The sequence below is a fragment of the Sphingomonas sp. 66-10 genome (assembly GCF_001897045.1).
Taxonomy (GTDB): domain Bacteria; phylum Pseudomonadota; class Alphaproteobacteria; order Sphingomonadales; family Sphingomonadaceae; genus Sphingomonas; species Sphingomonas lycopersici.
Genome location: NZ_MKRR01000130.1, coordinates 42599 through 59702, shown reverse-complemented (window position 1 = coordinate 59702; position 17104 = coordinate 42599). Strand labels below are relative to the sequence as shown.

13 protein-coding genes and 2 pseudogenes are annotated in these 17104 nt (G+C 59.2%); 10 read left to right on the top strand and 5 right to left on the bottom strand.

From position 1 onward, the window contains the following. The coding region (locus tag BGN95_RS13645; RefSeq protein ID WP_286772937.1) for an oxidoreductase family protein at window positions 1-1133 on the top strand (1133 nt) is incomplete at its 5' end. Window positions 1134-1167: 34 nt separating this feature from the next. After that, the gene (locus BGN95_RS13640; RefSeq protein ID WP_286772936.1) at window positions 1168-1842 is read left to right on the top strand and encodes a VOC family protein; all 675 of its coding nucleotides are present in this window, start codon (window positions 1168-1170) and stop codon (window positions 1840-1842) included. Between the two features lie 199 nt (window positions 1843-2041). Here the strand turns inward: BGN95_RS13640 and BGN95_RS13635 are convergent, their stop codons facing one another. Next, window positions 2042-3415: a TetR family transcriptional regulator gene (locus BGN95_RS13635; protein ID WP_286772979.1), complete on the bottom strand. Its 1374-nt coding sequence runs from the start codon at window positions 3413-3415 to the stop codon at window positions 2042-2044. Window positions 3416-3664: 249 nt separating this feature from the next. Here BGN95_RS13635 and BGN95_RS13630 point away from each other — a divergent pair, with 249 nt between their 5' ends. After that, window positions 3665-4327 (top strand): TonB-dependent receptor plug domain-containing protein, encoded by a 663-nt coding sequence (locus BGN95_RS13630; RefSeq protein ID WP_353744705.1) that lies wholly within the window; start codon window positions 3665-3667, stop codon window positions 4325-4327. Here BGN95_RS13630 and BGN95_RS13625 read toward each other — a convergent pair. Beyond that, window positions 4299-5351, bottom strand: coding sequence for an IS3 family transposase (locus BGN95_RS13625; RefSeq protein ID WP_502688294.1), 1053 nt, complete (start codon window positions 5349-5351; stop codon window positions 4299-4301). The genes BGN95_RS13630 and BGN95_RS13625 overlap by 29 nt on opposite strands. Further along, window positions 5318-5470: pseudogene (locus BGN95_RS27255) on the bottom strand (transposase); the annotation flags it as partial. The pseudogene BGN95_RS27255 and the gene BGN95_RS13625, both read right to left, overlap by 34 nt. 15 nt (window positions 5471-5485) lie before the next feature. On the opposite strand from BGN95_RS27255, the gene BGN95_RS13615 reads away from it, so the two are divergent. The 4 genes from BGN95_RS13615 to istA all read left to right on the top strand — a co-directional run bounded on the left by BGN95_RS13615 (window position 5486) and on the right by istA (window position 8811). Beyond that, window positions 5486-7105, top strand: a complete 1620-nt coding sequence (locus BGN95_RS13615; RefSeq protein ID WP_286772935.1) for a TonB-dependent receptor — start codon at window positions 5486-5488, stop codon at window positions 7103-7105. Between the two features lie 109 nt (window positions 7106-7214). Then, window positions 7215-7442 (top strand): hypothetical protein, encoded by a 228-nt coding sequence (locus BGN95_RS13610; RefSeq protein ID WP_286772934.1) that lies wholly within the window; start codon window positions 7215-7217, stop codon window positions 7440-7442. Window positions 7443-7672: 230 nt separating this feature from the next. Beyond that, window positions 7673-7855 (top strand): hypothetical protein, encoded by a 183-nt coding sequence (locus BGN95_RS13605; RefSeq protein ID WP_286772933.1) that lies wholly within the window; start codon window positions 7673-7675, stop codon window positions 7853-7855. Window positions 7856-7956: 101 nt separating this feature from the next. After that, a complete protein-coding gene (gene istA, locus BGN95_RS13600; RefSeq protein ID WP_286772932.1) occupies window positions 7957-8811 on the top strand; it encodes an IS21 family transposase in 855 nt (284 codons plus the stop codon). 92 nt (window positions 8812-8903) lie between these two features. Here istA and BGN95_RS13595 read toward each other — a convergent pair. Next, window positions 8904-9085, bottom strand: a pseudogene (locus BGN95_RS13595) (transposase); the annotation flags it as partial. 365 nt (window positions 9086-9450) lie between these two features. Here BGN95_RS13595 and BGN95_RS13590 point away from each other — a divergent pair. Together BGN95_RS13590 and BGN95_RS13585 are read left to right on the top strand one after the other, a co-directional pair. Beyond that, window positions 9451-11748, top strand: a complete 2298-nt coding sequence (locus BGN95_RS13590) for a TonB-dependent receptor (protein WP_286772931.1) — start codon at window positions 9451-9453, stop codon at window positions 11746-11748. Between the two features lie 144 nt (window positions 11749-11892). Next, window positions 11893-14592: a LuxR C-terminal-related transcriptional regulator gene (locus BGN95_RS13585; protein WP_286772930.1), complete on the top strand. Its 2700-nt coding sequence runs from the start codon at window positions 11893-11895 to the stop codon at window positions 14590-14592. A gap of 33 nt (window positions 14593-14625) precedes the next feature. Here BGN95_RS13585 and BGN95_RS13580 read toward each other — a convergent pair whose 3' ends face one another. Further along, complete coding sequence (locus BGN95_RS13580) at window positions 14626-15687, bottom strand: zinc-binding dehydrogenase (protein WP_286772929.1); 1062 nt, start codon at window positions 15685-15687, stop codon at window positions 14626-14628. A 186-nt stretch (window positions 15688-15873) separates the two neighbouring features. Between BGN95_RS13580 and BGN95_RS13575 the strand changes: the two genes are divergently transcribed. Next, window positions 15874-16983, top strand: a complete 1110-nt coding sequence (locus tag BGN95_RS13575) for an isovaleryl-CoA dehydrogenase (RefSeq protein ID WP_286772978.1) — start codon at window positions 15874-15876, stop codon at window positions 16981-16983. The last annotated feature ends 121 nt before the right edge of the window (window positions 16984-17104 follow it).

Genomic DNA, 17104 nt, shown 5'->3' with positions numbered 1-17104 from the left:
ACTTCGGGCTACGGTGTGAAACCCGGCTGATACAGACCTCATTTCGGAAAGAATCCTCAATGGCATCCGGAATTCCCAAGTCAAAGCAAATCACGACCGAATGGATCAACCAACTGCTGCGCCGGAACGGATATGGCGGGGAGGTCGACTCGTTTGACGCGGTCCCGATCGGGACCGGGCAGTTGGCGGAGTCGCTGCGCTTTACCTTGCAACGCGCGGGAGGAGCGGCAGACGGCGCGCCACTGTCGATCGTCGGCAAGTTTCCGTCATCCGACGAGAACAGCCGGACCACGTGCCGGGCGCTCAACCTCTATCGCAACGAGGTTCTCTTCTACAAGGAGCTGGCACCGCGCTCTCGGATCTACGTGCCCCCGGTACTCACGGCCGAGTTCGATCACGATACGCACGATTTCCTGATCGTCTTCGAGGATTTGTCAAGCAGCCGGGCCGGTAACCAGCTCGAAGGAATGAGCGTTGCGGAAGGGTGTGAGGCGCTGCGGGAGGTTGCGCGTCTCCACGCATCCAGCTGGGATGATGTCCATTTGCGGCAGCTATCATGGTTGTCCGTGCCCGAGACCGCTCAGGATTTCTATACGACCGAATTGCTCGAACAGGCTTGGCGCGAATTCGACTCTTACTTCGGACAGAGAATGGATCCGCAGGTCCGCGATGTCTGTTCGCGTTTCGTCTCGGCACACCGGAAATGGAATGTGGCGTTGCCCACACCCAAATGCCTCACGCACTGCGACTTCCGCGCTGACAATCTGCTTGTCGACGGCGCGTCAGGACGGATCGCAACGGTCGACTGGCAGACCGTGAACATGCTTAGCGCGGGTATGGACGCAGCCTATTTCGTGGGAGGCTCTATTCTTCCGGATGATCGCAGGGCACACGAACAGGAGCTTCTCGACGTCTATTTCAGCGAGCTGATTGACTGCGGCGTGCGAGACTACAGTTTCGATCAGTTTTATCGGGATTATCGGCATTACAGTTTTGCGGGACTGACCGTCGCCATCGCCGGCCTCATTCTTACCAAGCGGACAACGCGCGGCGAGGAAATGTTCTTCACTATGGTCGATCGGCACGCCCGGCATGTGATCGATCTGGATGCCATCCAGTTACTTGGCACATGAACTCAGTGCCTGGCGCACAGTCTAGGGAGCGACCATGCGGTTAGCCAAGAGCTGCTTTGATGTCGGCCTCATGATCGACCGGTGCCAGTTCCGACTTGAGGATTGGACCGGAATTGGCCTGCAACTCGATCACGTCATCGAGATCGAGGGGTTTTTGCAGCACCGCTTCAATATCGATCAGGCGGTACTCAAGGTCAACGTTGCGATCGAGCCACTGGCGGACGGCCCGTCATCCGGCCTTGCCTGGTTTGCGATTCATGGAAAGCGGTTCTCGCTGCAGGATGGATCTCCAGTGTACTGCCCGGACGCGTTAGTCCCCGCTCCCGCACGGTCGGTAGGGGGACAGGGCCTCGATATCGAGATCGCGACCCCGTCCCCGAATAATGCAATTCGATTTTACTCGGACGTCTTCGGCCTTGAGCAGGTCGACGACGCGACGGTTCGCTACGGCAGTGCTACGATAGGGTTCCGAACCGCTGCCAGGCCGACCTTGGCAATCCCCTTGCGCGGTCGCGGGATCCGCTACCTGACCTTTCAGGTCTTCGATGCGGACGCGGTCTGCAAAGACGTTGAGGCAAGAGGCGGAGCAGTTGGCCGTTCACCGATCGATTATGGCGATGTCGCAAGATACGGCTTCGTCCTCGACCCAGACGGCAACTGGATCGAGATTTCGGCACGCGCGTCCGTGATCGCGGCCTACCGGAACTAGACGAGGAGAGTGCTATGTAAGTGGAGAATGGGCCAAAGACGCCCGCCGAGATCTTGTTGCGGTAGAACCGGACGATTTCCCGTACCGCCGCCGCATCCAAATGCTTATGCTCATGACAGCCCTCCCGCGCGGGTCTCACAGCCATTGCGCCCATTTCAGACGCGGTGCGTCTTTTGCTTCGCTCACCTGGGTCGGGCGGTCACCGCACGGCGGCGATCCCGATCACGCCGCCGACATGGAAGCGCAGGACCTGTTCGCACATGCTGGGATAATCGTTGGCCTTCAACGCCCCTTGCGACAGGCGTTCGATCCTGGCGCTGCCGGAGTAACAGAAAGCGACCAGTCCATTCGCGAAGAGGTAGGCCAAATATGCGCGTCGTCGTGAAAGGTTTGGAACCGCGCTAACTGTCTCCGCGACGATCGCGTGCATGATATCGTCTGCGATCACCCGCAAGGTGCTCAGCCAATATACGCCGTGGGACGGGATCGCCGTCGTCATTGCACGGAAATAATTCGACCAGCCCCGGCCCCCTCTTTTGGTATGGCTGGCGGGGGTGCAAAGATGCGCGTGGATGACCGTGGCGAGGCGCTCCCGACTTTGTGGCATTTCACGCGCGATCTCGAGAATCTCCCACCGTTGCTCGTTGAGCGCCGGATGTCGGCGAAGGCACATGGCTAGGAACACGCCTTCTTTCGTTTTGAAGTGATAGTGGAACAGGCCGACAGAAATTCCGGCCGCGCTGGCGATCTTGCGCATTGAAACGCCGTAAAAGCCGTGCGCTGCAAACAGTCGCTCGGCCACGTCGAGGATGCGATCGCGTGTCTTTGTAGACGCAGGGGGATTGGGGAGGGGCGTGCCGATGCGCACTTGGTCGACTGCCTGAGCTACGGCACGAATGGCTGCCGGTACATATACAAGCAGTTCGCTCTGCATACCCTCCAGATCGTTTTCTTCTACCATCCCATCGGAGAGCTGCGAAACCCAGCCTGTTGCAGACGTCGCGCTTGCGACCGCCCCCATAAGAAAGGCAAAGCACCAGGCGGCCTGCTCTTGACTGAGATCGGGCTCCGCGTTGCGCATCGCAGCCAAGAACGCGGGTGCCTCTATCTCAAGGAAATGCCCAAGCCGCTTGTCCCACTGAGCCGATGACCCGAGCTGCGCCGAAACCTGCGCAAAATGTCGCCACTTCTCGGAAACTTCCATACGAGCGAACAACGGCTTTATAAAGGCAGCGACCACCGCTTCCAAGGACGCTGGTCCGTCAGCCTGAGCGTCTGCCAATTGCTCCAGCCTTGCTTTCGCCAAAGTAGGCGATCTGCGTTCGACAATTGCACTGGTGAGATTGTCGAGACCACCAAATGTCTCGCTGATCGCGGCAAGGCGCACATTGGCCGCCGCAGCGATGTCACGGACCGAAGGCGCGTCAAACCCAAAGCGCGCAACAAGCTCTTCGGCGGCGTCGAGCAACCGTTCCCTCGTAGTCGACGGAGGGGTCAACTCATCGAGCCAGGCATTCTCCACAAGATCAGCATCCTGCGCTGTGCTTCGTGACTTAGCAACGTTGTCCATCATCAATTTCAAAGGCCTCACTTTGACGGATAAGTCAATCTCGGGAGCGTCTGGACCGCTACGACGCCTGACAATGAAGGGTCCAATATTAGTGCGAATGTTCGGCTAATCATCGAGTTACATTTTGGACGATCGTTCCGCGAGTTTTTCTTGACGCCAAGTATGGCTGCGGCATAAGGCGACGGCAAGCTGGAACACCAGCGGATCGCGGTCGATCCTGAGCGCGACCCACTTGATCCGGGAGAAAATAGGATGTCGAAGCATCGTTCGCGCGCCACTGCGCGTCTCTTTCACACTGTAGCGTTGTCCATGCTGGCAACGGGCACCTTATGCGGTGTTGCACATGCTCAGGACACGCCTGTCATCGCTGCGGACCAGGAAGACATTGTCGTTACCGCAACAAAGCGTGCCGACGGCCAGAGCGTTCAGGACGTGGGGATGGCCATCACGGCGTTCGGTGGCGACCAGTTGGAAAGCAATTTTGTCCGGAGCCTCCAGAATCTGAGCTACGACGTGCCGAACGTGCAGCTCGAAGCAACCGGTAATCAACCTGGTTACGCGAATTTCTCAATTCGCGGTCAGGGCGTGAACAGCACCATTCCATCTATCGAGCCGACCGTTGGGGTTTTCGTGGACGGTGTCTATATGGGTGTGAGCGCCGGCCTCGTTCTCGACAATTTCGACCTAGAAGGCGTGGAGGTGCTGCGGGGCCCCCAGGGTCTGTTATTTGGAAAAAATGTGACGGGCGGCGCCGTGCTGCTACGAACGACGACGCCGGGCCAGACCCTGCGTGTGGCCGGCCGTGTCGCGGTGGAAACCGGTCTAAACGTCATTGCCAGCGGTTTGGTTTCGGGTGACGTGACCCCCAGCTTTCCACCAGCTGGGATTAGAGCCGGGCCGTTTTGTTGCGCATGAGCGCCGGGTAAGCAATGGCCTGTGCAGCGGAGCCCGTAGGGCGTAGCGGAGCAGGCCATTGCTTATGCAGTTCGGCGGCGAAGGCCGCCGGGGTCTCGTATCCAAGGGCTGAGTGTGGCCGTTCGTGGTTGTAGTCCTCCACCCATGCCGCGATCTGGACGCGGGCATGATCCATACTGAGGAACAGGGTCTCGTTGAGCAGTTCGTCGCGCATGCGCCCATTGAAGCTCTCGACGTAGCCGTTCTGCATCGGCTTGCCCGGCGCAATGTAGTGCCACTCCACGCCGACCTCCCCGCACCATGCGAGCACGGCATTGGACGTCAGTTCCGTGCCATTGTCGCTGACGATCATGCCAGGCTTGCCACGCTCGGCGATCAGATCAGCCAGCTCGCGCACGAGCCTGCGTCCTGAGATCGAGGTATCCGGCACGGCACGCAGGCACTCCCGGGTCACGTCATCCACGATGTTCAGGACCCGGAACCGACGGCCTGACGCGAGCTGATCGTGGACGAAGTCCAGGCTCCAGCGCTGGTTGGGCAGCGCAAGAACTGGGGCTGGAGCCCGTGCACCAATGGCGCGGCGCCGATTACGCCGGCGCCGAACCGCCAGCTTCTCTTCCCGATAAAGCCGCTGGGTCTTCTTGCGGTTGATCACGATACCCTCCCGCCGCAGCAGGATATGCAGACGGCGATAGCCGAACCGGCGCCGCTGCTGCGCCAACTCGCGCAGCTTCGACCGAACCTCGGCATCGTCATCCCGCTGGGACCGGTAGCGCATGCTCTTCCGGTCAGCGCCTATCACTCGACACGCCCGCCGCTCGCTCATCCCCAGGAATGCCTGGAGACGCGCGACCGCCTCTCGCTTGGCAGCGGGCGTCACCAATTTTTTGCGAGCAGATCTTTCAGGCCGGCATTGTCCAGCATGGCCTCGGCGAGCAGCCGCTTCAGCTTGGCGTTCTCGTCCTCGAGCGCCCGTAGCCGCTTCGCGTCCGACACCTCCAGCCCGCCATACTTGGCCTTCCAGTTGTAGATCGTCGCTTCCGACACCCCGTGCCGCCGTGCCAGGTCAGCGGTCTTCGCACCCGCCTCCGCTTCCTTCAGCACGCCAATGATCTGCTCTTCCGTGAACCTCGTTCGCTTCATCTGTCCGTCCTTCCAATGGGCCGGACTCTAATCAAGCTTGGAGGAAAATCAGGGGGGCACGTCACGGGGCCTCTCGTCACCGATCGTCTGGCGGGCAAGATTGCGGTCTATTACAACAAGGATGATGGCTGGTTTCGCAATCAGGCGAATGGCCAGTCGCTAGGCAAGGCCGAACAATTCGTCCTGCGATCGGCCTTAAATTTCACGCCGTCGGACGACGTCCAGTTTATCATCCGCGGCGAACATGGCAGTTTTGATGGAGATGGCTCGGTGGGCCAGAACCACGCATTGTTTCCACGTGGGTCCTTCGGCGTTTCGCAGGATACACGTGGACTCAGCAAGGCCGATTGGAACCAGATAACGGGCGAGCTCAACATCGACGCGGCCGGCGGCACCATCACGAATATCGCGAGCTATCGCAAAATTAATACCGATGCGGTCAATGATCTGGATGCCACGCCCCAGTTTCTCGCCAACGTCCGCCTGCAGATGCGACAGCATCAGTTCAGTAACGAGCTGCGGTATTCGGCAAAGCTGGGTTCGGTCAATCTGGTTACCGGCCTATATTATTTCGACCAGCGCATATTGTATGTTGAAAGCCGTGCGCTGAATGGCGGCACGGTCAACGTGTCAGGGGGCGGGACGCTCGAACAGCGAACGCTGGGAGCCTTTGTCTCAGCGGATTGGGAGCTTACCGAAACGTTCACGGTCAATTTGGGGGCTCGCTTTTCCAGTGAGCGGAAGCGCGCTTCTGTTCAGCAGGTGCGTGCCGGCGGATGTAACGTCGATACGCGCGTTTGCGGCGAGACATTCAGCGATAAAAAGACTTGGGGAAGCTTTACCCCCAAAGTGGGATTCCAGTGGAACCCGATGTCCGAGCTGCAAGTTTATGGTTTCTACACCCGCGGTTTTCGAAGTGGTGGCTATAATCTTCGCAGCACCGACGCTGTCGTTCCGCCAGGCCCATTCGATCAGGAAGCTCAGGACAGCTTTGAGATTGGCGCAAAGTACGGGACGTGGCGATCGCATGTCAACGTCGCGCTATTCACGAACAACGTGTCCGGTCTGCAGCGCGAAATCATCGTACCCGGACCGCTGGGCTTCGTGCAAACCATTCGGAACACCGCAGACGCGAGAATCCGCGGGATCGAGGTGGATGGGAAGGTCGAACTGTTCGAGGGCTTTTCGCTCACCGGTTTCCTCGGTTATGTCGACGGCAAGTATAAGAACGTCCTGCTCGACATTTCGGGCGACGGGGTGGTGAACGGCGTCGATCTTGCACTCGGTCTGCCGCGGCTGTCGCCATATACCTACGGCGCGGGCTTCAACTACGAGATCAATGACGACGCGGTCGGCAGGATCGTTGCGAATGCGTCGATCGCGCACCGCGACCGGGCATTTTTTACCGATAACAATGCAGGTTTTCTGCAAGGCGCCAATATCCTCGATGCCAACCTCTCCTGGACACCGAAAGCGAGCATGTTCACCTTCTCTGTCTATGGCAAGAACCTGCTCAATGAGTCAACGCTCGGAACAGATGCGTTACTGCCAACTGCTTTTGGCGGGCCAGGTGCAAGCTATTCGGTATTGCAAAAAGGGCGCGTGATTGGCGGTGAGGTTTCGTTTAAGTTCTAATTGCGCGATACGCAGCCAAGCGCCCCTGTGAAGGGTGGCTGGCGCCGGTCGGTACTGGGAAGACTGATTGATGGGCAGGTATGATCCGGTGTATGTTGCCGGCGTCGGGATGACCAAGTTCGGTCTTTGCCCGGAGCGCAGCATCAAGGCGATGGTGCGTGAGGCTGTGGAGCTTTGCCTGAAGGATGCGTCGGCGCAGCCTAGCGATGTCGAAGGGCTGTATTTCGGCAATGTCGGGCAGGGGCTTATCGAGGGTCAGTCTGCCGCCCCAGGACAGATTGCGCTTCGTCCGCTCGGGTTCGAAACGGCGCCAATCACCAATCTGGAAAATGGCTGAGCGTCGAGTTCGAGTGCGCTGTGGCTTGCGGTGATGCAGGTGCGCGCCGGAATGGCGGACATTGCGCTGGCGGTCGGGGCCGAGAGGCTTTCGACCCACGATGTCACCTGACGCGAAGCAGTGTTCCTCGGCGGCGTCGACGTGCATGATCGCGAGGGAGTTTTCAGGGAGCTGGCGCGCTATAGCGAGGGGGCGAAAGCCCACCCGTCGAGGGGGAACGTTCGGCCTTCATGGATATTTACGGTCATTGGGCACGCGCACACATGCGCGACTTTGGTTCGACGCAAATACAGCTTGTGCACATTGCGTCGAAGAACCACTGGCACTCGACGATGAACCCGCTGTGCCAGTTTCAGCGACCTTTCACGGTCGAGGAGGTGCTCGCGGCCCGGCCGCTTGCTTATCCGCTGTGAGCGCCGAAGTAAAAGTGACCCGGGCGCCGATTGAAATCTGACCCATGCGATATCGTGGTCCTCCCTGTGAGGAGGCCCGGATGGTTGGGGAAGAGACGGCGATGGAGATCCGGGTCTTGGCGAAGCACGGGAAAGGGGTACGGGAGATTGCGCGCGAGCTCGGCTGTTCGCGCAACACGGTGCGTCGTCATCTGCGGGAGCCGGCGGCGGCGCGTTATCGATCACGGCCGGCCCGAGCGACCAAGCTGGATGCCTATCAGGATTACATCGCCGAGCGACTGCGATCGGCGCTGCCCGAGGTGATCCCTGCCAAGGTGTTGCTGTGCGAGATCCGCGAGCGGGGTTATGGCGGCGGCTACACGATGGTGAAGGTCTATATCGCGTCGTTGCGAGCGGTCGTGGTACCTGAGCCAGTGGTGCGGTTCGAGACGGCGCCTGGCCAGCAGATGCAGGTCGACTGGGCGACGATCCGGCGCGGTGAGAACCGGTTGTCCCTATTCGTCGCGACTTTGGGCTGGAGCCGTGCCGCTTATATCGAGTTCGTGGAGGATGAACGCGTCGAGACGCTGATCGCGTGTCACGAGCACGCCTTCCTTGCCTTCGGCGGCGTGCCGCGGGACGTGCTGTTCGATAATATGAAGACGGTCGTGCTCGAGCGCGACGCTTATGCGGCTGCCGCGTACCGAGAAATCCTGGCTGCCAATGGCATCGTCGGCTCGATGAGCCGACGAGGAAATCCGTACGACAATGCAAAGGCCGAGAGCTTCATGAAAGCGCTCAAGGTCGAAGCGGTATACCCGATGGCCTTCGAGACCTACGCTGACGTAGCAACTCTGCTTCCGCCATTCATCGAAGACGTCTACAACCGCCGCCGGCTACATTCGGCTCTGGGATATCTCAGCCCGGTCCAGTTCGAGGAGCAGCACGCCCGCCTGATGGTCAAAACTGCCGCCTGACTTCTGTCCGAACCCAGGGCCCCACTCCAATTGGATGCGAACCATTTTTCGCCGGTAATAATCCAGTCGTCTCCGTCCTGAACAGCGGTGGTTCCGCCTCGCAGCAGGTACAGGATCGCCTCGACTATCTGCCGGTAATTCAGACCGGCGGGCGACCGAGTTTACCGCGCGGCGGGAGCAACGGCTCCAGAATTTCCCATTCGGCATCGGTCAAATCGCTGGGCAAAAACAGAGCGGCTCTGGCATGCCGCCGCCGGGTGATATCGGTCCACATGTGTCGTTCCGTCGTCGTGTCGCAACAACGCCTGAATCAAATGCTACTGATATTGCACACCTTCTTTTTCGGTCAGCCTCTGAAAGTTCTTCCGCACGCCCCCTCACGCTCAGCGGTCGCGTGATCTGGCTCTGTCAGGTTTCTCTGGGGCCGCGTTGCAGCGGCCCCGACGCGGGCAATCACCGAGTGCAGCCAGCACATTGCCTGCAAGCAGCGCGATACGGTCGGTTGGCTCGGCTCCCCATCTAGGAGCCCACCCAGTTCGGGTAGTCAACATCGTTCCCCTATTCGGCCATGTGGTGCGAGATAAGAGTATCCGCAAGGTGGAAGCCTCGCGGTCGGTACAGAATCCGAAGGAGGGATGGATGAGGGTAAGTCACAAGCTATTGACGGTTGCGTCGCCAATTGCGCTGCTTTCAGGCGCGCCTGCACTTGCTCAGGCTGCTGACCAACCGGCCGGGGCCAGCGCGGATGAATCCAGCGCAACCCAAGATATCGTTGTTACTGCCCAACGTCGCGAGCAGTCGCTCCTCAAGGTTCCACTTGCGATCTCGGTCGTTGGGAATGAAGCTCTTCAAAGCAAGGGAATTTCAGCATCAAGCGAGCTCGCGAGCGCGGTGCCCAACCTGCAGGTCAGCAGCCCGTTCAGCATTATTCCCAATTTTACAATGCGCGGCATTGGCGTGGGCAATGAGTATAACGCCAACCAGGCATCGCCGGTCGGCGTTTACATTGATGACGCTTATGTCGCATCACGAGCGAGTCAAGGCCTCCAGATATTCGATCTTGAACGCGTTGAGGTTCTGAGAGGGCCGCAGGGCACGCTGTACGGGCGAAACACAACCGGCGGCGCAATCAACTTCGTCACCAGGGCGCCCAAGCTCTCAGGAAACAATGGATTTGTCGAACTGGGATACGGCAACTTCGATGATCGCCAAGCGCAAGCAGCAGTTGAGCTAACGCTGGTAGATGATCAGTTGGGACTCCGGATTGCTGGCACCTACGAAAAGAACGACGGTTTGATCCGAAATGTCGTGCCGGGGACTCCGCGGCCAAATTCAACCGATAGCCTGTCAGGGCGCGTGACGCTTCGCATTAAGCCGGGCAACGGAGCGGTTGATATTCGACTGAAGGGGTTTGCGGCTCGTAGCGACGGAACTCAGGTCGGCGTCCATGGGATCACGGCATCAAGGGCCGGACTGGGATTTTTCGAAACTGCGCATGGGATTGTAGCAGAACAGCCGATGCGCGTTCAAGGTGGGCAAGCGAACATCAAGATCGACATCAGCGATCGCATCACCTTGAACTCTGTTACGTCGCTCCAGAGCGGCAAGGGCTACGTGGTTCAAGAAGCCGATGGGTCGCCGCTGCCAGTTCTGTATGATGATCTCCGTTCCGAAACAAAGGAGTTCAACCAAGAAATCCGTTTGAATTATGATACGGATCGATTGCACCTTGTCGGCGGTGCTTACTATGGAAGCGATCGAAACGCGACCAATAACCTTTTCAATATTGGCGGAACAACAGGCTTTTTGCAAAGCTTTGTGCAGAAGAGAAAGTCATACGCGGCTTTTGCGCAGGGAGATTTCAACCTATCCAGTGACCTGGTCCTGACTGCGGGCATTCGTTACACGCGAGACAAGTCTCGATATGAGGATGGAAAGTCCTTTTTCGTTGTCTTGCCGTTCGAGGCCGGCCCGGTCACACAGGTTCTCCAAACCGTCTTCGGAACTGACGTCCCGGCTTCGCGCCAGTGCGCCACAAAGCCTGACAACAGTGTGAATCTGTGTGACTCAGAGGGTGCGGTAACCGGCAAGATTGGGCTGAGCTATACGCTTGCAAACGGCACTCTGCTGTTCGCGAGCGCGAGCAGGGGCTATCGTGCTGGGGCGGTTAACGGCGGCGGCTTCACGTCGGCAAGAGGCATCTTTTACGTTGCACCGGAAAAGGTCAACGCCTTCGAAGCTGGCTTCAAAGGGCGGTATTTCGACAATTCCCTGACCGCGGCCGTCAGTGCTTTCTATTACGACTACACCAATCAACAGCTTCAGGATGTTCGGACGGACAATACGATTGTCGGGCCGGCACCGGTCAGCTTCCTGCTGAACGCACCGAAGTCGGAAATCTACGGCCTCGAAGGCGAGTTTCAGTTGCGTGTCTCGCCCGCGCTCACCTTGAATGCCTCGATTGGCTATCTCCACGCCACCTACAAGCAGCTTGAACTGGGAACCCTGCTTGACGCGAACAGCGTTCCCATTCCCGGGAGCGGGACAAGGCTTGACGGTAACGATCTGACGCAAGCGCCCCGTTGGTCAATCCAGGCTGGTTTCGACTGGCGGGCGTTTGCAGTTGCCGGCGGCGACGTCCGCCTGAACGGCAACGTGAACTATTACAGCCGCCAGTGGCTCTCGCCTTGGAACGAAAAGAATGGAGCAGGGTCTGGTTCGAAAAATCAGGAACTGGTTCAGCCTGGCTACGCCAAGGTCAACGGTGAGATCAGTTGGGAAAAGGGGAACGTACGAGTTTCCGCGTGGGCCAAGAACCTCTTCAACGAGAAGACCTACGCTTACGGACTCGACCTTTATTCGGGTGGCTTGGGTTACAACTATCTAGCTGTCGCAAATCCTCGTACCTACGGCGCGAGGGTCAGGTTCAGCTTCTGAAGTTCATGGGCGCGAGGCGGAAACGCTTCGCGCTCAAGGCTTTGCATGCAGGACTGAGGTGTATTATACTCGCCCTCAGAGACCAGCACCTGCTACATCGGCCCTCGATGGGCACAAGGAATAGCTTCAGATCGGATTGCGTAAATGGTTGTCCTGCAATCCCTTCTGGCACCGCCATCGGCCCCAAAGTATGAGATCTATCGCAAAGCGGTGAGTCATTCCGTGCGGTGGTTGCAGTCACAACCCGCTGCGATCGTTGGGGTTTTGGCACCAGCAGGGTACGGTAAAACTTCATATCTGCGCCAAATTCATTTGGAAGCGAAGGCTGCTGGTCATGCGGTGGCATGGCTTTCGCTCCGCGATGTCGAACTCGATGCAAACACGTTGATTTCACACCTGTCTGCGACGCTGCGCGCTTCCGGGATCGGTGTCGGCCTCGAGATCGAACGCATTTCCTCGCCCAACTTGGCGGTGATGCAACTGCAATCCGCCATCGAACAGTTCGGCAAGACTGTCACACTGATTCTGGATGACATCGACGTTCTGGAACCGCAGCTTGCAAACATCATTGAGCGCCTTTTTTCGCCCGAGTTCGACACATTTCGGATAGCGTTCAGCGCGAGAAGGACTCCTTTCGTCCGACTGGGCAAGATTTCGACGACTGGCCGATACCGACCAGTCCCCCCAAATGAGCTGCTCCTCAGCTTTGCTGATATGCACGAACTTATCCGCAAGCGGTTTGTGACGGCTCCGGACGTATTCCTCGTCGGTTCTCAATATCGCATGACGCAAGGCTGGCCGGCTGCGGTTCAGGTTCTTGCACGTGGTCAGTTGTCCCGGTTCCCGGCGCTGCCGGGTACAGGCATGGCGAGCGCGAACGGCGACCTGGCGGCTTTCATCAAAGAGGAGGTCCTGGCAGATTGCACCGATGCGGAATTGCAGCTTCTCAGACTGGTAGCACTCGTTGGTGCAGCCGAACCCAAGCTCTTGAACAGGATTTTCTCGCGATTGGACGGGCCGCCGGATGTAGGTGAACTCGTCGCGGCCAACCCGGTGTTCGAGAGGACAGCGGGTGGCAGGGAGATCACTATAAATCCGCTTCTTGCCGATTATCTCGTTGAGGAACTCAAATCATCCGACCTCTCGAAATTTCAGGCTCTTTCGCTGCAACTTGCAGATTGGCACGAGCGCATCGGACAGCCGGACCTGGCGATCGATGAATTGATCGATGCCGGTGCTTTCGAGCGGGCCATCCAGTTATTGGGGAGAGAGGGCAGGCGGGTGACCCTCGACGGGGTGCCGGATCGCTGCATTTCCTGGCTCGAGCGGCTACCTGAAAGGCCGGACGAGCCTGATATCGGGCTTCTGATGGCCGAGGCTTGGGCACGTATCGCGCTCTACGATCTGGTTCGCGGCGCTGAACTCATCGAGCAGGTCCGGGAACTTTCGACGGGTGCAAAAGACGTGGGGACCGCGCTGGAGCTTTGTCTCGCGGATGCCTTTCGGTATGCGATGATGGATGACTTCGTAACGGCGTTTGAAGTGGTCAAATCCGGTTTTTCAATACAGCAAGGTCCTGAATCGCCGTTCATCCACGCCGGCTATTCCAATTTCTCGGCTTGGCACAGCATTTCGGTTGGCAGGTTTGAGGAAGGACGCTCGGAACTTTACCGTGCTGCCCGCTATGGCCCTGAAGCCCAGGGTCATCTGGCCTGGGTCTATGGGACTTTGGGAATCGCGAAAGCCTTTACGCTTGAAGGAGACATGACAGCAGCCGATGCCGAATATCGCCGTATCGTGTCTGTCGCGGAGGGGCGACGTGGCTACGCCTCGGCGGTGGCAGCGAGCGCGGTAGGTCCATGGCTCGACGTGCTCTACGAGATGAACCGGATAGACGAACTGCAATCTTTGCTCATTGGACGGCTGGATCTCGTTTTTCGGGCCTGCCTTCCCGGCGGGCTTGCCTCTGGCGCATCGGCGATCGCGAAAGCGCTCTTTCTCGACAATTCGACCGAGGATGCAGCAGCCCTTCTGCACCGCCTGGAAGAAGTCGGATCGAACCGCATGCTCGACCGGTTGCGGGCCAACGCGTTTGCGACGCAGATCTGGATTGCGCTCAAGCAGGGCCGATCCGGTCATGTCCGCCTTATCCTCGACCGTCTGACATCGATGACTGACAAAAGCGTGGGCCTTGGTGGCACAGGTCAGGCAGCGGTCAACTTTCTCGCGGTCATCTCGCAGGGGCGGGTTCAGGCCCGCTCCAACCCCGCGCGCGCAGCGGCAGATTTGGAAGAGGTGCTCAAGACACTGAGGTCCACGCCGTGGAGACGAAACCAACTCGCCATCATGGCGCTGCTGGCTTCTGCCGCATGGGCATCCGGCAACTCCAGCCGCGCTGTCGACGTGCTGGCGGAATGCCTCGAGATGGGAGCGCCGCTCGGGATCAAGCGGACAATCGTCGATGAAATCGATGACCCTGCGCTGTTGGAGCAGGATGGGCTCCGCCGGGCACTAGGCGCTGGGGGCAACACGTTACGTGAAGAACTCGTCGGCATCATGCATCGCGCCGAGGTGGATGCAAAAACGCAAACTGGCGCCGAACGTGTCGACCCGTTGCCCCCTGGTCCGCACAATGGGCGATCGGAGCTGTTGGCATTCACCGGAAGAGAGCGCGAAGTGCTCTTCCTGATCGAGCGCGGCCTTCCGGTGAAGCACATTGCCAGGGCGCTCGACGTTTCCCCTGACACCGCCAAATTCCATCTCAAGAACATTTATCAGAAACTGGGCGTCCACGATCGGGTTGCGGCAAGCGAGGCGATCAGGAAAATGCAGTTGTTCGAATAGCATTCGGACGCTGAAATGGACGGGCAAGGCGAGTTAGGGAAAGAGTATCGTCTTGAGATTCTCGGCCTTGTTATCGCTGAACTGGCGGTAGGCTGCGGTGCCATCGGAGAGGTTGTAGCGGCTCGTGATAAAGCGCTCTGGCGAGATGCGCCCGGCCTGCAATAAAGCTATCAAATCCTGCCAATATCGAGTGATTTCCGTTGCGAAGTTACCTCGGATGGTAACATTGTTGAAGAACGCCTTGGGGGGAATTCGGAAGTCCATTTCGTTGTTGACCCCCAAGATCGATACTGTGCCGTCGATGCCGACGAGGTCCAACGCCAGCTTTACAGTCCGATCAGAGCCTACTGCCTCGATAACGCAGTCTACCATCTTGCCTTTGGTGGCCTCGGCCAGGACTTCGACGACATCTCCGCCGTCCACCGGCACTGCCCCCAGTTCGGCAGCGCGCCGTCTCCTTTCAGGTACAAGGTCGATCGCATAAACGACGGAGGCACCCATCATTAGGGCGAGTTCGATCACCATCAGGCCGATGGGGCCTAGGCCGACCACAGCGACCGTCCGGCCGGACCGGATGTCAGCGTTGAGTACGGCACAATAGGCAGTGGGCAGATTGTCGGTGAGCAGGATGGCCTGCTCGATGCTTACGCCCTCGGGTAGTGCGGCTGCATTGTGGTCCGCGCCCGGAACCCTGATCAGTTCGGATTGGCATCCTCCCAGCCCAGTGCCGAGGCCATAGACGTTCCACCCGCCACCCCGACACATCTTGCTGTTGCCGCGCAGGCACTCAGCGCACCGCCCACAACTAACGAAGCCCGAGAGCATGACGGTGTCGCCGACCCGGTGGCGGGTGACCGCCTTGCCGATCTCCACCACTTCGCCGACGGCTTCGTGGCCGACGCAGATCTTGCCTGCGGTGCTGAAGCCGGCTCCGATCTCGGTGAAATCGCCATGCTGATGATAAAGGTGCAGATCGCTTCCGCAGATGCCACAGGCCTTGGCCTGAACGATTATGTCCCGAGCGTCTGCAATCTCGGGATCGTCGATTCCCTCGTATCGGACATCCTCGGCGCCATGCAGAACCAATCCCTTCACCCTGACCTCCCGTAATAGCGATGCCGCCTGCCGAAGACAGGGCACAGAAAAGTTGCCGTCCTGGGCGCAGATCTGAACTACCCGGTGAGGGTAGGGTTCTTCACGGGCGCAATCTTCTAGATTCGGCACACATCGATTTGGAGGCAGCTTGTGGAATTGGATTTCGCTTTAGGTGAGACGGCAGATATGATCCGCGATACGACTCGCCGGTTTGCTGAGGATCGGATCGCTCCCTTGGCCGTCCGCATGGATGCCGAGGACTGGTTCCCCTGCGAAATCTGGCCCGAGATGGGAGCTTTGGGCCTCCATGGCATCACGGTTGAGGAGGAGTTCGGCGGCCTCGGCCTCGGCTATCTGGAGCACGTGGTCGCCGTGGAGGAGATCGGCAGGCAGTCGGCCTCCCTGTCGCTCAGCTACGGTGCGCACTCCAATCTCTGCGTTAATCAAATTCGCCGCTGGGCCAACCCCGAGCAAAAGGCGAAGTATTTACCAAAGCTGATTTCCGGCGAACATATTGGCAGTCTCGCGATGTCTGAGGCCGGGGCGGGGTCTGACGTTGTCGGCATGAAGCTCAAGGCGGAAAAGGTTGCCGGGGGCTATGTCCTGAACGGCACCAAGTTCTGGATCACCAATGCCACCTATGCCGACACCTTGGTGGTCTATGCTAAGACCGGAGAAGGTTCGCGCGGCATAACTACTTTCATCGTCGAGAAGGGCATGCCCGGCTTCTCCATCGGGCAGAAGATCGACAAGATGGGCATGCGCGGAAGCCCCACCGCAGAGCTGGTGTTCGATGACTGCCACGTGCCGGAAGAAAACATCATGGGGCCGCTCAATGGCGGGGTGGGCGTGCTCATGTCGGGTCTGGACTATGAACGCACGGTCCTGGCCGGCATCCAGCTCGGGCTCATGCAGGCCTGTCTCGATGTCGTGTTGCCCTATGTTCGCGAGCGCAAGCAGTTCGGCAAGCCGATCGGCGGGTTCCAGCTCATGCAGGCCAAGATCGCCGACATGTATGTCGCCCTGAATTCGGCACGCGCCTACGTCTATGCCGTGGCCCGCGCCTGTGATGCCGGAAAGACCACGCGTTTCGACGCCGCGGGTGCCATCCTGCTCGCCAGTGAGAACGCGTTCCGGGTGGCCGGCGAGGCGGTCCAGGCGTTGGGCGGCGCTGGATATACCAAGGACTGGCCGGTGGAGCGGTTCCTTCGCGATGCCAAGTTGCTCGACATCGGTGCCGGCACCAATGAGGTGCGCCGGATGCTGATCGGCCGCGAATTGGTGGGGGCACAGTGAGCGGCCCCCGGCTCGAAACGCGGGTTGTCCGCGAGGACGAGGCATTTGCGGCCAACCACCGGCACAATCGCGCGCTGGTCGATCGCCTGTACTCCGATGTTGCCGCCGTCGCGCTGGGCGG

Bases quoted from the DNA above. Each gene is read 5' to 3' on its own strand.
- BGN95_RS13635 (WP_286772979.1), bottom strand. From the start codon at position 3,415: ATGATGGACAACGTTGCTAAGTCACGAAGCACAGCGCAGGATGCTGAT.
- BGN95_RS13605 (WP_286772933.1), top strand. From the start codon at position 7,673: ATGGATATTTACGGTCATTGGGCACGCGCACACATGCGCGACTTTGGT.
- istA (WP_286772932.1), top strand. From the start codon at position 7,957: ATGGAGATCCGGGTCTTGGCGAAGCACGGGAAAGGGGTACGGGAGATT.
- BGN95_RS13630 (WP_353744705.1), top strand. From the start codon at position 3,665: ATGTCGAAGCATCGTTCGCGCGCCACTGCGCGTCTCTTTCACACTGTA.
- BGN95_RS13585 (WP_286772930.1), top strand. From the start codon at position 11,893: ATGGTTGTCCTGCAATCCCTTCTGGCACCGCCATCGGCCCCAAAGTAT.
- BGN95_RS13640 (WP_286772936.1), top strand. From the start codon at position 1,168: ATGCGGTTAGCCAAGAGCTGCTTTGATGTCGGCCTCATGATCGACCGG.
- BGN95_RS13610 (WP_286772934.1), top strand. From the start codon at position 7,215: ATGACCAAGTTCGGTCTTTGCCCGGAGCGCAGCATCAAGGCGATGGTG.
- BGN95_RS13590 (WP_286772931.1), top strand. From the start codon at position 9,451: ATGAGGGTAAGTCACAAGCTATTGACGGTTGCGTCGCCAATTGCGCTG.
- BGN95_RS13615 (WP_286772935.1), top strand. From the start codon at position 5,486: ATGGGCCGGACTCTAATCAAGCTTGGAGGAAAATCAGGGGGGCACGTC.
- BGN95_RS13575 (WP_286772978.1), top strand. From the start codon at position 15,874: ATGATCCGCGATACGACTCGCCGGTTTGCTGAGGATCGGATCGCTCCC.